The organism is Hyphomonas johnsonii MHS-2 (assembly GCF_000685275.1).
Taxonomy (GTDB): Bacteria; Pseudomonadota; Alphaproteobacteria; order Caulobacterales; family Hyphomonadaceae; genus Hyphomonas; species Hyphomonas johnsonii.
The window spans coordinates 136,531-149,864 of sequence record NZ_ARYK01000006.1; the positions used below are offsets into that span (position 1 = coordinate 136,531).

The following is a 13,334-nucleotide window of genomic DNA, read 5'->3' on the forward strand; positions in this document are numbered from 1 at the left end:
ACATTACGGCAGGTTCATGAAAGGATTGCGTGGGAAAGTCTGGACCGCAGCGCCGGCAAGCGGCATGACTGGCTGGCGGCAGAGAGGGGGACTGACCATGAGACACACACTTCGCGCGGGCCTGATGGGCGTGCTTCTCGCAACAGCAACGCTGGCGGGGTGCGCCTCGGCCTATTATGGCGCGATGGAGCAGATCGGGCTGGAAAAGCGCGACCTGCTGGTTCAGCGGGTCAACGATGCAGCGGTCAGTCAGGCACATGCGAAGACCGAATTTGCCAACGCGCTGGAGGCGTTCCGCGCCGTGGTGACGGTCGATGCCGGTGAACTTGAAGTCACGTATGACAAGCTGACAGCTGCCTATGAGCGGTCCGCTGACCGTGCCGACAAGGTGCGCGACAGGATCCGTGAAGTGAAGGGCGTGGCCAGCGATCTGTTCAAGGAATGGGAGAAGGAACTCTACCAGTATTCCGATCCGGCCCTGCAGCGCGCGTCGAGAATCCAGCTGGAGGCCACCAAGGTGCGCTACGCCACGCTGGTCGAAAAGATGGACAAGGCCGCCGCGTCGATGGACCCGGTGCTCGCCGTCTTCCATGACCGTGTCCTGTTCCTGAAGCACAATCTCAATGCCATGGCGATTGCCGCGCTCGGCCCGGAGACGGCCGGCCTGGAGGCGGATGTCGACAGCCTGATCAGGGACATGGAAGCCTCCATCGCGGAAGCCGACGCCTTCATGGCCCAGATGCGCGGCGGCGTGTAGCGAGGCGGTATGCCAATTTGCCGCCCGGAATCGTGTTCGGGCTGGGCCCGCCGGGCTTGAATGCCGCCGAGATCGGGTCCTATGCTGCCTGGGACGGCGAGCCTGTGACCGGCATGGGCGCGACGTGACACTGTGGGACCAGAGGACTCAATCCATGCCTGAACTCAGAACATTCTATCCCGAGATCGAGGCCTATGATGCCGGCCATCTCGATGTCGGCGATGGCCATGTGATCTATTGGGAACGCTCCGGGACAAAGGGCGCCAAGCCGGCCGTGTTCCTGCATGGCGGGCCGGGCGGCGGCTTTTCGGCGAGCCATCGGCGGCTGTTCGATCCCACACTCTATGACGTCATGCTGTTCGACCAGCGCGGATGTGGCAAGTCCACGCCGCACGCGTCGATCGAGGCCAACACGACCTGGCACCTGGTGGCAGATATTGAGCGCCTTCGCGAGATGATGGGCGTGGACACCTGGCAGGTGTTCGGTGGCTCGTGGGGCTCGACGCTGGCGCTGGCCTATGCCGAGACGCACCCGGAACACGTCAGCGAACTGGTGCTGCGCGGCATCTACCTGCTGACCAAGGCCGAAATGGACTGGTATTACCAGTTTGGCGTCTCGGAAATGTTCCCGGACAAGTGGGAGCGCTTCCTTGCGCCGATCCCGGAAGCCGAACGCGGCGACCTGACGGCGGCCTATCGCAAGCGCCTGACCAGTGATGATCGCGCCGTGCAGATCGAGGCCGCGCTGGCGTGGAGCCAGTGGGAAGGCCAGACGATCACATTGCTGCCCGAGCCATCCACCAGTGACGTGTTTGGCGAGGATGATTTCGCGCTCGCCTTTGCGCGCATCGAGAACCATTATTTCACCCACAAGGGATGGCTGGAGGACAACCAGCTGCTGCGCGATGCTGGCAAGCTGAAGGATATTCCGGGTACGATCGTTCATGGCCGCTATGACATGCCATGCCCCGCGCGCTACGCCTGGGCCTTGCACAAGGCCTGGCCGAAGGCAGACTTCCACCTGATCGAGGGCGCGGGCCACGCCTATTCCGAACCCGGCATCCTGGACCAGCTGATCCGCGCGACAGACAGGTATGCGGGGAAGGGGTGAGGCTTGGCTGAGACCCACGGTTACTCCGGAAAGCCGCTGTTCCAGAAGCTCGGACTGAAGCCCGGCATGACGTGCCTGCCGATCGGGTCGCCAGTCGAATACGAGACACTTGTGGCAGGCGCAGAGGGCGTACGCTTCCTGAAACGCGCGGGTGCGGCAGACCTGGTGCACCTGTTCTGTCCGGATCGGCGCACGCTGGACCAGAAAATCGGCAAGGCTATCGGCCATGTTGCAGACAGGGGCATGCTCTGGATCTCGTGGCCGAAGAAATCGTCGAAACTGTTCAGGGACCTGACCGAGGACGACCTGCGAACCGTCATCCTGCCGATGAACTGGGTCGACGTGAAAGTCTGCGCCGTGGACGCCGACTGGTCGGGCCTCAAGTTCCTGCGGCGGAAAGCCTGAAAATATATGACCAGACGGCCTGTAAGCCGGGTTCTGTTCCCCGCGCCCTCTCGGGACATCGGTTCGGCAACCATTCCTCTGCGACAGGCCTCGCAGCCTGCCTCTCGCGACACACCCGGGGCGCGGGCTGAAGACATCCCATATGCGCCCCCTACTTGGTCTTGCTCCAGGCGGGGTTTACCTTGCCAGGCCTGTTACCAGGCCCGCGGTGGGCTCTTACCCCACCCTTTCACCCTTACCTGCCACCGAAGCGGCAGGCGGTCTGCTCTCTGTGGCACTTTCCCTCGGCTCGCGCCGGGCGGAAGTTATCCGCCGCCTTGTCTCCCTGGAGCCCGGACTTTCCTCCGATGGCAGGTTACCCCACCACCCGCGATTGCCCGGCCGTCTGGTCATGGACGCGCATATAGCGCACACTGGCGTCGGCACAAAGCCTGATCGATTCCTCCCGGAGGCTGTATGCGCAACCTGATCGACCGATTGCCGCTGCCTCATCTGGTCAAATACTGGCTGCTGGTGCCGCTATGGGGCGCGTTGGTACGCCTGTCCAAGCCCGAAGTGCGCATCGTGACGGGCGGTATCTCGTTCTATGCGCTGTTCTCGATCTTCCCGCTTGTCTACCTGACCGTCACCCTGCTGTTTGCGCTGCTGCCGGCCGACCTGAGCCGGCAATTGTCCGACACGATCGACCAGGTCCTCGTCTCGGCGGTGGCGCCGCTGTCGAAGGCCGACCTCGACACCATTCGCGGGGCAACGGCGCGCAGCCTGACCCTGCAGGCGATCGGCGCGGTCATCGTGGTGTTCTATACGGCCAGTTCCGGTGCCAAGGCCGCGATCACCGGCATCCGGATGGTGACGGGCAGCGAACGGCGCAGCAAGATCATCCGCTTCAACGGCGTGTCCATCCTGATGACGGCCCTGCTTATCCTGGCGGTCTGGCTGCTTGGCGCGCTGCAGCTGATGGCGTCGTTCATCACCGAGAATCGCGGGTTCATTGCCTTTGATCTTGCGCAGCGCCTGTCGGAGCTCGCCTCGCAGCTATGGCTGGGCAAGGGCCTCGCCTGTTTTGCGATCTTCTACATGATCATTGCACTGTCCCTGCACGGCCGCATGAAGGGGCACCGGGCGAAGGTCGCTGGCGCCGCCGCGGGGGCGCTGGCCTGGCTCGCAGCGACCTGGGGCTTTCACATCTACCTCAAGTTCTCGGCGCTGGACTCGTTCTACGGCGCTCTCGCGTCGGTCATTCTCGGTTTCATCTGGTTGTCGGTGACTGTGTCGTCCCTGCTGCTCGGCGCGGCGCTTGCGGTCGAATGGGCAAGCCGCCTGCCTCAGGAAGGCCTGCTCGCTGAAGATGACGACGCCGAAGACGGCGGGCCGGACGAAGCGGTGACTGCCGCATAGACGTCGCGGACGCGCGCGAGCGTGTTCCGGTCGGCATTGCCCGTCAGCCGGTCAGGCAGCCAGCGCCGCTGGAACGCACACACGACAAGCCGCGTGGCGGCGTCATAGGTTCCGCTTGCCTCGAGACGGTAGCCGATGGCCTTGAGAGCGTGCTGAAGGGCTGACACCTGCGCGCCGGTGTGCCCGGTGGAGAGTTCGTCTGTCGCGGCCATGGCGTCGCCACTGACCGGCGACAGGCCGATCCCCGCCGCCGCCAGCCGTGCCCAGGGGAAATGCTCGCCGGGGTCGGTCTTGCGGGTCGGCGCAATGTCGGAATGCGCGACGACACGGTCGGCCGGGATGGCATGGCGCGCGAGAACACCCTGGCAGAGCGCGATGAGGGCGGTGATCTGCTGGTCCGGATAGGGAGGCAGGGTGCCGTCAGGCAGGGGCACGTCATGACCCCCATTCACGATCTCGATGCCGATCGAGCGCGAATTCAGGTCGTCATCACCCTGCCAGGATGACACCCCGGCATGCCAGGCCCGCTTGTCTTCCGCGACCAGCTGCGTGATGCGGCCGTCTTCCCAGACCATGTAGTGGGCCGAGACTTCCGCGGCCGGGTCGCACATGCGGGCCAGCGCGGCGTCGCCGCTTTCCATGCCGGTATAGTGCAGGACCAGCATGTCGACGGGATGCTTCCGGTCGTTGAAATTGGGGCTCGGCGCCTGGTCTGCGTCCATCAGCTGTCTCCCGGCCCAAGCTTCTTGCCGAAGGCGGCTTCCGGCATGCGTGTATTGTGGCGGATGGCAATCACGAAGACGCCGGAAAGGGATATGACCGAGCCGAGAACGAGGCGCGCCGTGATCGGCTCGTTGAGCAGCACGATGCCGAAGATCACCCCCCAGATCGGCGTCATCAGTGTCAGGGGCGACAGCAACGAGACATCGTATTTCTTGATCAGCGTGTAGAAAGCGCCGTGGCCGAAAATGGATACGCCGACAATGGCGAACAGGCTGGCGAGCCAGATGGGCCAGCCGGCGCCAATATAGGTGGCGACCTGTCCTGTCTCGAACAGGTAGGAGAACAGGAACAGGGGCAGGAAGCTGAATAGGCCGACCCAAGCCTGCAGCTGGAGGCCGGAAATCGGTGCCATGCGCTTCATCAGGATGCCGCCTGCCGAGCCGATGAAGGCCGAGCCGACGATGTAGAGCAGGCCGACCGACACGCCGAAACTGCCGGGGTCGACCGCGATCAGCACGACGCCGGCAAAGGCGAGCATGATGCCCAGCCCGCGCCGCCAGCCGATCGTCTCTCCGAGAAAGGCCATGCTCATCAGGGTGGAGATCGGCACGCCCAGCTGGCCGGTCACGGCGGCCGCGGAGGCCTCTGCATTTTTCAGCCCGACGAAGAGCAGCGCAAAGTTCAGGGAGCCGATCAGTAACGCGATCACGAAGAGGGTCTTCAGCTCCGGCGGCTTGGGCCGCAGGAACGGGATCAGGAACACTGCCACACCGGTAAAACGGACAGCCGCGAAGAACAGAGGCGGGACCCCCACATCGGCGACGACCCAGCGGGTCAGCACGATATTGAGCCCCCACACGAGGCAGACGGCAAAGAGCAGCAGGAAATCGCGAAACGACATACTTGCCGGTTATCAGGCTTTGCCCGTGAAGGGCAGGGGGATTTCGCCTGCTGCCGGTCAGTTACTTGCCGAGTCGGTTGACCGGAATTTTCAGGTAGACCTGCCCATCGTCTTCCGGCGGCGGCATCGCCCCGCCGCGGATATTCACCTGCAGGCTGGGCAGGATCAGGCGCGGCGCGCCGAGCGTGGTGTCGCGGGCCTTGCGCATGGTGACAAAGGCCGTCTCGTCCACGCCGGCATGCACGTGGATGTTTGCGGCGCGTTGCTCGGCCACTGTGGATTCCCAGGCCGAATGGTCGCGCTCGGCCGGCAGATAGTCGTGGCCGACAAAGACGCGCGTGTCGCCTGGCAGGTCCAGGATCCTTTGGATCGAGCGGTAAAGTGTGGCTGCGTCCCCGCCCGGGAAATCGGCGCGGGCAGTGCCGTAGTCCGGCATGAACAGGGTGTCGCCAACAAAGGCCATGCCGTCGATGACATAGGTGACACAGGCCGGGGTATGGCCAGGCGTGTGCATGACACGGACGGTCAGCTCGCCGAGCGCGAATGTCTCCCCGTCTTCAAACAGCGCATCGAACGCGCCGCCGTCAGGGCACACATCCGTGGCGTGGAACATGGATGCGAAAACCCGCTGCACTTCCGTGATGCGTGCGCCGATGCCGACTTTCGCGCCGGTCACTTCCCGGACATGATGGACGGCTGACAGGTGGTCGGCATGCGCATGGGTGTCGAGGGCCCATTTGAGCGTGAGCCCAAGAGCGTCGGCGGTTTTCAGGATATGGTCGACCGAGGCCGTGCCGAGCGCGGCAGCGTGCGGCTCGTAATCGAGCACAGGATCGATGATCGCAGCCTCGAGGGTTGCCGGGTCCCAGACGAGATAGGTGACGGTGGAGGTCGCGGTGTCGAAGAAGGCTTTGAGTTGGGGCATGGAGCTGTCCTTTCGGAATTTATATATTAAGTATTGCTAAATTAGCAAGACCTAATATAAAGGTGCCATGATTGCTGCATTTCTCGACCCCGTCCGGTTCAGGGACAAAGCGGCACAGGCTGCACGCCTGTTGCGCAGCATGGCCAATGAACACCGCCTGATGATCCTCTGCCGTCTCGGCGGCGGGGAAATGTCGGTCGGCGAACTGGTGTCCCATATCGGCCTCTCCCAATCAGCCCTGTCCCAGCACCTCGCCATCCTGCGCGAGGAAGGGCGGGTGGCAACGCGCCGCGAAGGCCAGACCATCTTCTATTCCATTGCCGATCCGGCGGTCGTCGAGGTGATCGCGACGTTGACGGCAATCTACTGTCCGGAGATTCACGATGATCCGACTCACCAGGCCTGACGTCACACAGCATCCTGCTGGCCGAACCCTGTCGCGGGGGGGTGACTGATGCTCGAACTCACACCTGCCGTCATTCTCGCAGCGCTGGCCAGCGGCGCAATCGTCGGAGTCTTCCTCGGAACATTCGGGGGCGGCGGATCAGTCCTCGCAGCGCCGCTGCTGCTGTATTTTGTCGGCGTGACAGATCCTCACATTGCGATCGGCACGTCTGCAGCGGCGGTTGCGGCCATCGCCTTGTTCAGCCTGCTCGGCCACTGGCGCGGCGGCGCGGTGAAGTGGCCGTGTGCCAGTGTGTTCGCGGCAAGCGGGTTTGTCGGCTCGCTCGCCGGCTCGACCATCGCCAAACAGATCGATGGCAGCCAGCTCCTGCTCGCCTTCTCCGTCGCCATGGCAGTGATTGCCGTGTCGATGTTCCGCAAACCGCGCTCGGCAGGCAACCCGGACGTGCAACTCTCGCCGACCATGGTCCTGCGCCTGGCGCCGCTCGGACTTGCCGTCGGCATGGCGGCGGGGTTCTTCGGTATCGGTGGCGGTTTCCTGATCGTGCCCGGCCTGATGCTGGCGACCGGCATGACAATGGCGAACGCCACGGCGTCCTCGCTGGTTTCGGTCGCCCTGTTCGGCGGGGCAACGTCAGCAAATTATGCCCTGTCAGGCATGGTTGATGGCTGGCTTGTCCTGATCCTTCTGGCAGGCGGCGCGCTGGGCGGGCTTGCCGGCATCGCCATCGCGCGGGCGCTGAAAACACGTGTGCGCACCGCCCGGTTCGGCTTTGCGGCGATGATTCTCGTCGTCGCGGTCTATGTCGCATGGAACGCTGTGGGGGCGATGGCCGTTACAGCTGCATGAGGTGACGCAGGAACAACAGTCGACCTGCACAAGCTTGCTAAACTCTTGCCATCAAGCTGATATAGGTCAGTGTTAGGAAGTTGGTGCAGGGGGCGACTGGCCTGCAATGAAAGGGGAAAAGGTGCGATGGGACTGATCTGGTGGATTTTACCAGCAATTGCAGGTGTCGTTGGCCTGATGCTGCTGTTTGCGGGTTTCGGCAAACTGGCCAGCCTGAAACCGGTTTCAGGCGGTACGCGCCTGTTGTTCGGCGTCGGCTTTCTGGGGCTTGCCGGCATTGTCGCGTTTGCCGGCCTCAACCTGCAGACGTACAAGCGCCTGACCTATGAGCGCGACATTGCGAATATCAAGTTCGCCGCCGTGGACGGCGTGCCGGATACCTATCATGTCGACCTGACATTCTCCGACGGCCGCAAACTGCTCGAGGCAAATGGTGCACAGCCGGTGCTGACGGGAGACCAGTTCGAGATTGGTGCCCAGATCATCAAGTTCCAGCCTGTCGCCAACATGCTCGGCTATGACTCGATCTATCGCCTCGATTATCTCGAAGGGCGCGAAGCGCGCCGGTTTTCGTCCGAGGCCGTCACGGAAGCGACCACCAACGGCATCGCGCTGGCGCAGAATCCAGGCCTCGACGTGCACGCCCTGGCCGAGAAGGAAGGTAACCGCTTCGGCTTTGATGCCGAGTACGGATCAGCCACCTACCAGCCGATGGGCGATCGCTTCGAATACAATGTGAACCTTACACAGGACGCACTGGTGGCCCGCCCCACGGAGGCGACCAAGTCGCTCATCCAGCGCGGTGAGTATCCCGGTTTCCAGGCGACGAATGGTGGCACGAAATGAATCCCTGGGAACGGTACGTTGTCCCCAACCTGATTGCTTGCGCCTGCGGCACCAAGCCGATCATGAAGCAACGCGAGAAGGTTATTCCGAAGGCGGAAGGCCGCGTGCTCGAGCTGGGCTGCGGGTCCGGCACCAATTTCGCCATGTATGATTCCAGCAAGGTAGACCGCCTGTTCGCGCTCGAACCTTCGGCCGGCATGCTGGCCAAGGCACGCCGGACCGCCGGCACGCTCGGCTTTGGCAACAATATCGAATTCCTCGAATCCGGTGCTGAAAAGATCCCGCTCGAAGACAATTCCGTCGATACGGCCGTCATCACGTTCGTCCTTTGCACGATCCCTGACTGGCGTGGCGCGCTGGCCGAGACGCGCCGTGTGCTGAAGCCTGATGGCCGCGTGCTGTTCTCAGAACACGGGCTGGCACCGGATGAGGGCGTCGCCAAATGGCAGCGTCGGATCGAACCGGTGTGGAAGCCGCTGGCCGGTGGATGCCACCTGACCCGCGATGTCGCGGCGATGTTTACCGAATCCGGCTTCACGCTGGAGGACGCCGAAACCATGTACCTTCCGTCGACGCCCAAAGTGGCCGGCTTTGTCAGCTGGGGCGCGGCCCGGGCGGCCTGAGCGCCATGCGCACACCCCCACACTTGCCCTTCCTGACAGGCCCGCCGACACTTGCGCCGGGCCTTGCGCCGATCCCTGTCGCCCAATGGCTGACACCCGATACGGAGGCCGCCACCTGGCTGCCGGAGAAGACCGAGCTGATGCGCACACACCGCGCCCAGGTTTTCGCCGATACCGGTGTGCCCGATGCGATTGACGAAGCCGCAGCGGCGGTGCTTGCGGTGACTGGTTCAGGCGACATGGTCTGGGAGAGCCCGCTGGAATTGGCAGCCTCGCGCGTGTCCGACGATCTCTGCCTTCTCCTGCCGGACGATGACGGCCAGTGGGTATTGCGCGCTGCCAGCCTCGTGACGCCGACATTCTGGTCGCTGGAGGAAAAGGCGGGCCAGGCGCTGGCCGGCATCCACAGCGCGGTGCCGGATGCCAATCCGGACCTTGTATCGCGCATCGGGCGGATGTTCGACGCGTTGCGGCCCGGCATGGTGCTGGAGCGGTTCAACTGGACGGTTCAGGCAGGGCCGACGCGCTTCACACCGCTTGCGGCGCCGCTGAAGGCACTGGCGGCCGCCACCCCGGACACGGCCGCGCTCGACGTGCTGCACCTGCGGGTCGAACGCCAGACCATCATGAAACTGCCGGAGACCGGCGCCGTCATTTTCACGATCCGCATCTGCGTTGATCCACTGAAGGCAGCGCTGCCCGACACGGACCACGTGGCGGAGTTTGCGGCCGCCTGGGACGGCATCGATCCGGCCCTTGCAGCCTACAAGGGCTGGCCGTCCTATGAGCGGCTGGTCAAGGCCGCGCTTCGCCAGCTTGCCTGAACGGGTGGACGGGCCGGGCGGTGCCGCCTAGATCAGGCACAGCGCAATACCGGAGACACGCATGAAATACTGGCTGATGAAATCCGAACCCGACGCATGGAGCTGGGAGCAGCAGAAGGCCAAGGGCCAGGCCGGCGAAGAATGGTCAGGCATCCGCAACTACACGGCGCGCAATTTCATGCGTGACATGAAGCTGGGTGACCGGGTGTTCTTCTATCATTCGAACAAGGGGCTGGAAGTGGTGGGGATCGCCGAAGTCAGCGCCCTCAGCGCGCCGGACTCCACGACCGATGACGAACGCTGGGACTGTGTCCATATCCGCGCGCTGGCCGACATGCCGAAACCCGTGACGTTGAAAGACGTGAAGGCCAATCCGAAGCTCGCCGAGATGAGCCTGGTCAAATCCTTCCGCCTTTCGGTGCAGCCGGTGCTGGCGAGCGAATGGAAGGAAGTCTGCCGGATGGGCGGGATTGATCCGAAGACCTTGAAGCCGGTCTAGGCGCTGGCGAGTTCCATCGCCGCCTCGCAGTGGATGCGGGCCGTGTCATAGACAGGCAGGGGGCTGTTCGCCGGGTTGAGGACGAGGCCGATTTCCGTACAGCCGAGGATGACGCTGTCTGCCCCGCGTGCGGCGAGCGCCTGGGTGATGGCGATATAGCGCTGCGTCGTCGCGGGTGTGACGATGCCTTTCACGAGATCGTCGAAGATGATGCGGTGGACATCATCACGGTCGGTCGCGTCCGGCACGAGCGGCGCCGTGCCGAAGGCGTCGGCGAGATAGTCCGGATAGAAGGGTTCTTCCATCGTGTAGCGCGTGCCGAGCAGGGCCGGAGCGCGGCGTCCGTCAGCGCGCAGGCGGGCCGCTGCCGCATCGATGATGTGGATGAAGGGCACGGACAGGGCCTGCTGGAGCGGCCCGGCAACCTTGTGCATGGTGTTGGTTGCCAGCAGGACAAGCTCTGCCCCCGCGCGCTCCAGCCGCTGTCCTGCCTCGGCAAGCTGGCGTCCGGCCTCGTCCCAGGCCCCCGATTGCTGCAGCGCCTGCACTTCGCCAAAGTCGAGCGCGTCGATCATCACGCGCGCGCTGGCATTGCCGCCCGAACGGGCGCGGGCCAGTTCACACAGCGTTTCGTAATAGATCATCGTCGAGGCCGGCCCCATGCCGCCGATGATGCCGATCTTTTTCATCCACGATTTCCTTCCTCAAAGCTCGCAAGTGTCCATTCGGCAAAGTGCGCGAGATTTCCGCCCGTAAACAGGAAACCCGCAACACCGGCCGCACGGGCTGCGTCGATGTCGGCCTGCTTGTCACCAATCAGGAAGCTCGATTCGCGTTTCACGGGAAAATCGGCCATCGCCTTCAGCAGCATTCCGGGCTTGGGTTTACGGTCGAAACTGTCGCGCCGGTAGCGCGGATTTTCGCCCGCTTCATGATACGGGCAATAATAGATGCGGTCGATGATGGCATTCCGTGCGGCGAGTTCTGACGTCATCCAGTCATGCAGTGTGTGCATGTCGTGTTCGCTGTAATAGTCACGGGCGATTCCCGACTGGTTGGTCACCACGAAAACGAACCAGCCGCGCGCCTTGAAGGCGGCAATCGTTTCGGCGGCTCCCTCGATCCATTCGAAATCCGCGACACGGCTGACATAGCCCTTGTCGACGTTGATCACGCCATCACGGTCAAGGAAGAGGGCAGGGCGCTGGGAGGTCATCTCGGCGCTGTTTGCCCCTGTGTCCGGCAAGTTGCAACACTTGCCGCAGTGGCGAAACGACTGGACGTGCCCGGCAAAACCGCGTTGTCTCGGGGTGGAGGGGCCGGTTAGAGCCCTTTTTCGAGACCCATGGGAGGGCAAAACTATGGAACAATATCTACCGCTCATTCTGAGCGCAGTTGGCGGGACCGTGCTCGGACCGATCATTTCGAAGCTGACCGGTGGCAGCGGCACGGGCGGCATCGTCGGTGGCATCATCGGCGGGCTTGGCGCGCATTTCGGCCTTGATGCCGCCGGTGTGCAAGTGCTGGGCGACGCCGCAGCCGGGGCGACGTCGCCCATGAACATCATCAACAGCCTGCTCGAAGGCGGCGTTGGCGGCGGTGTGCTGGGCGTGGTTGCCGGCATGCTCATGAAAAACAAGGGCTAACGCCCCGGCAGCTTCAATGGACTGCTTGAAAAGTCGAGCGATCCGGCCCTGCCGGATCGCTTTTTCTATTCCGCAGGTGCCGGAATCGCCGCGCGGTTCTCGCGCACGCCGCGCATGAACGGCATGATGGCGATCACGGTCAGGATCGCCGCCAGCAAGAAGGCGGCGCCAGCGAACCGGAACGGCGCACCGTCATGCGTGAAGTAGAACAGGGCGCCGTTCATCGTCAGCGGCCCGGCAATCATCGCCAGGGAATTCAGGCTCGAACTCGCCCCTTGCAGCTCGCCCTGCGCGTTGCGCGGTGTCAGGGTCGACATCAGGGAATTGATTGCAGGCCCCGTCACGCCCCCCAGCGCGCCGATCGGGATGATGGCGTAGACAATCCAGGGCAGGCTGGCAAAGGCATAGGCGAACAGGCACAGGGATGTGACAGTCATGCCGAGCAGGGCTGTCCGCACGGTGCCGAGCCGTTTCAGGATCAGGCCCATCAGGCCGGCCTGCACGACCGCCGCTCCAATCCCGACAAGCCCCAGCGAGAAGCCGATTTCCCGCGGGCTCCAGTCGTAACGGATCTCGCCGTGGACCGACCACGTCGACGGAAACACTGTATGTGCCAGGAAGTAGATTCCGGCGGCAACCAGGAACCAGGATACCTGCGGCAGTTTCGAAAAATGTTTCGCCGCGCCAAGCGGATTGGCTCGCTTGATGTTGAACGGGCGCCGCTGGTCGGCATCAAGCGATTCCGGCAGGACGAACAAACCATAGCAGAAATTCAGCGCGGCCAGTCCGGCCGCCGCAAAGAACGGCGCGCGCGGGTCGATTTCACCCAGGAACCCGCCGATCACCGGCCCGAACACGAATCCAAACCCGAACGCCGCCCCGATCATGCCGAATGCCCGGCCGCGCGCCTCAGGTTCCGTCACGTCGGCGATATAGGCGTTTGCAGTCGAATAGGTCGCGCCCGATATCCCCGACAGCGCCCGCCCGATGAAGAGCAGCCAGATCGATCCCGCCAGCGCCATGATCAGGAAGTCGATCACCAGCGTCCCGACAGAGATCAGCAGGACCGGCCGGCGCCCGAACCGGTCCGAGAGCGCGCCGATCGTCGGGCCGAACATGAAGTTCATCAGGGCGTAAGTCGCCGCCAGCAGGCCGAGCCAGATGGTCGCGTCTTCAGGGGGGACATTCATCAGGTCCTGGACGAGGCTCGGGATCACCGGGATGATCAGGCCGAAGCCGAGCATGTCGATTGCCACGGTCACGAGGACGAACAGAAAGGCGTTCTTTCCGTGCTTTCGGGTAGCGGGCGCAACAGTCATGGTCGCGCTTTGGGCTGGAAACACTCAAAGGTCAATTGCCACCACGGCTCCGTTACGTGCTATGATAGGCAGAGTCACTTTGTGGTGACACGGAGGGCAGGC

At 63.6% G+C, this 13,334-nt stretch carries 17 protein-coding genes and 1 other RNA gene; 11 read left to right on the top strand and 7 right to left on the bottom strand.

All coding sequences use genetic code 11. From position 1 onward, the window contains the following. Nucleotides 1-97: 97 nt before the first annotated feature. From HJO_RS12835 to HJO_RS12845, 3 genes are all read left to right on the top strand, one after another. Complete coding sequence (locus HJO_RS12835; RefSeq protein ID WP_051618584.1) at nt 98-757, top strand: DUF2959 domain-containing protein; 660 nt, start codon at nt 98-100, stop codon at nt 755-757. A 154-nt stretch (nt 758-911) separates the two neighbouring features. Further along, nucleotides 912-1,868: a prolyl aminopeptidase gene (gene pip, locus HJO_RS12840; protein WP_035617470.1), complete on the top strand. Its 957-nt coding sequence runs from the start codon at nt 912-914 to the stop codon at nt 1,866-1,868. Between the two features lie 3 nt (nt 1,869-1,871). Continuing rightward, nucleotides 1,872-2,273 (top strand): hypothetical protein, encoded by a 402-nt coding sequence (locus HJO_RS12845; RefSeq protein ID WP_035617473.1) that lies wholly within the window; start codon nt 1,872-1,874, stop codon nt 2,271-2,273. 6 nt (nt 2,274-2,279) lie between these two features. On the opposite strand, the gene rnpB is transcribed toward HJO_RS12845, so the two are convergent. Further along, an RNA gene (gene rnpB / locus HJO_RS17885) (RNase P RNA component class A) lies at nt 2,280-2,662 on the bottom strand. A 67-nt stretch (nt 2,663-2,729) separates the two neighbouring features. Between rnpB and HJO_RS12850 the strand changes: the two genes are divergently transcribed. After that, nucleotides 2,730-3,671, top strand: coding sequence for a YihY/virulence factor BrkB family protein (locus HJO_RS12850; protein ID WP_035617475.1), 942 nt, complete (start codon nt 2,730-2,732; stop codon nt 3,669-3,671). On the opposite strand, the gene HJO_RS12855 is transcribed toward HJO_RS12850, so the two are convergent. From HJO_RS12855 to HJO_RS12865, 3 genes are all read right to left on the bottom strand, one after another. Next, entirely contained in the window at nt 3,599-4,393 is a 795-nt protein-coding gene (locus HJO_RS12855; RefSeq protein WP_035617477.1) for a peptidoglycan recognition protein family protein, read from the bottom strand. The genes HJO_RS12850 and HJO_RS12855 overlap by 73 nt on opposite strands. Then, on the bottom strand, nt 4,393-5,295 hold the full coding sequence (locus tag HJO_RS12860) for a DMT family transporter (RefSeq protein ID WP_035617480.1): 903 nt from the start codon (nt 5,293-5,295) through the stop codon (nt 4,393-4,395). Before HJO_RS12860 ends, HJO_RS12855 begins: the two co-directional genes overlap by 1 nt. 61 nt (nt 5,296-5,356) lie before the next feature. Beyond that, a complete protein-coding gene (locus HJO_RS12865; RefSeq protein WP_035617482.1) occupies nt 5,357-6,220 on the bottom strand; it encodes an MBL fold metallo-hydrolase in 864 nt (287 codons plus the stop codon). A 67-nt stretch (nt 6,221-6,287) separates the two neighbouring features. Between HJO_RS12865 and HJO_RS12870 the strand changes: the two genes are divergently transcribed. The 6 genes from HJO_RS12870 (at nt 6,288) to HJO_RS12900 (ending at nt 10,267) form a co-directional block, all read left to right on the top strand. Next, entirely contained in the window at nt 6,288-6,626 is a 339-nt protein-coding gene (locus tag HJO_RS12870; RefSeq protein ID WP_035617484.1) for an ArsR/SmtB family transcription factor, read from the top strand. Between the two features lie 48 nt (nt 6,627-6,674). After that, a complete protein-coding gene (locus tag HJO_RS12875; protein ID WP_035617486.1) occupies nt 6,675-7,475 on the top strand; it encodes a sulfite exporter TauE/SafE family protein in 801 nt (266 codons plus the stop codon). A 126-nt stretch (nt 7,476-7,601) separates the two neighbouring features. After that, the gene (locus HJO_RS17840; protein WP_051618587.1) at nt 7,602-8,321 is read left to right on the top strand and encodes a hypothetical protein; all 720 of its coding nucleotides are present in this window, start codon (nt 7,602-7,604) and stop codon (nt 8,319-8,321) included. Further along, nucleotides 8,318-8,944 (top strand): class I SAM-dependent methyltransferase, encoded by a 627-nt coding sequence (locus tag HJO_RS12890; RefSeq protein WP_035617488.1) that lies wholly within the window; start codon nt 8,318-8,320, stop codon nt 8,942-8,944. Before HJO_RS17840 ends, HJO_RS12890 begins: the two co-directional genes overlap by 4 nt. Before the next feature lie 5 nt (nt 8,945-8,949). Further along, nucleotides 8,950-9,768 (top strand): heme-dependent oxidative N-demethylase subunit alpha family protein, encoded by an 819-nt coding sequence (locus tag HJO_RS12895; protein ID WP_084141980.1) that lies wholly within the window; start codon nt 8,950-8,952, stop codon nt 9,766-9,768. A gap of 61 nt (nt 9,769-9,829) precedes the next feature. Continuing rightward, a complete protein-coding gene (locus HJO_RS12900) occupies nt 9,830-10,267 on the top strand; it encodes an EVE domain-containing protein (protein ID WP_035617490.1) in 438 nt (145 codons plus the stop codon). On the opposite strand, the gene HJO_RS12905 is transcribed toward HJO_RS12900, so the two are convergent. Further along, nucleotides 10,264-10,956, bottom strand: coding sequence for an aspartate/glutamate racemase family protein (locus tag HJO_RS12905; protein WP_035617492.1), 693 nt, complete (start codon nt 10,954-10,956; stop codon nt 10,264-10,266). The two genes, HJO_RS12900 and HJO_RS12905, sit on opposite strands and share 4 nt — an antisense overlap. Then, nucleotides 10,953-11,483 (bottom strand): D-glycero-alpha-D-manno-heptose-1,7-bisphosphate 7-phosphatase, encoded by a 531-nt coding sequence (locus HJO_RS12910; RefSeq protein WP_035617493.1) that lies wholly within the window; start codon nt 11,481-11,483, stop codon nt 10,953-10,955. The genes HJO_RS12905 and HJO_RS12910 overlap by 4 nt, the downstream gene beginning before the upstream one ends. A 145-nt stretch (nt 11,484-11,628) precedes the next feature. Here HJO_RS12910 and HJO_RS12915 point away from each other — a divergent pair, with 145 nt between their 5' ends. After that, nucleotides 11,629-11,913 (top strand): hypothetical protein, encoded by a 285-nt coding sequence (locus tag HJO_RS12915; protein WP_035617494.1) that lies wholly within the window; start codon nt 11,629-11,631, stop codon nt 11,911-11,913. Between the two features lie 65 nt (nt 11,914-11,978). On the opposite strand, the gene HJO_RS12920 is transcribed toward HJO_RS12915, so the two are convergent. After that, nucleotides 11,979-13,232 carry a TCR/Tet family MFS transporter gene (locus HJO_RS12920; RefSeq protein ID WP_035617495.1) on the bottom strand — a complete coding sequence of 418 codons (1,254 nt, stop codon included), beginning with the start codon at nt 13,230-13,232 and terminating at the stop codon, nt 11,979-11,981. Nucleotides 13,233-13,334 lie beyond the last annotated feature (102 nt).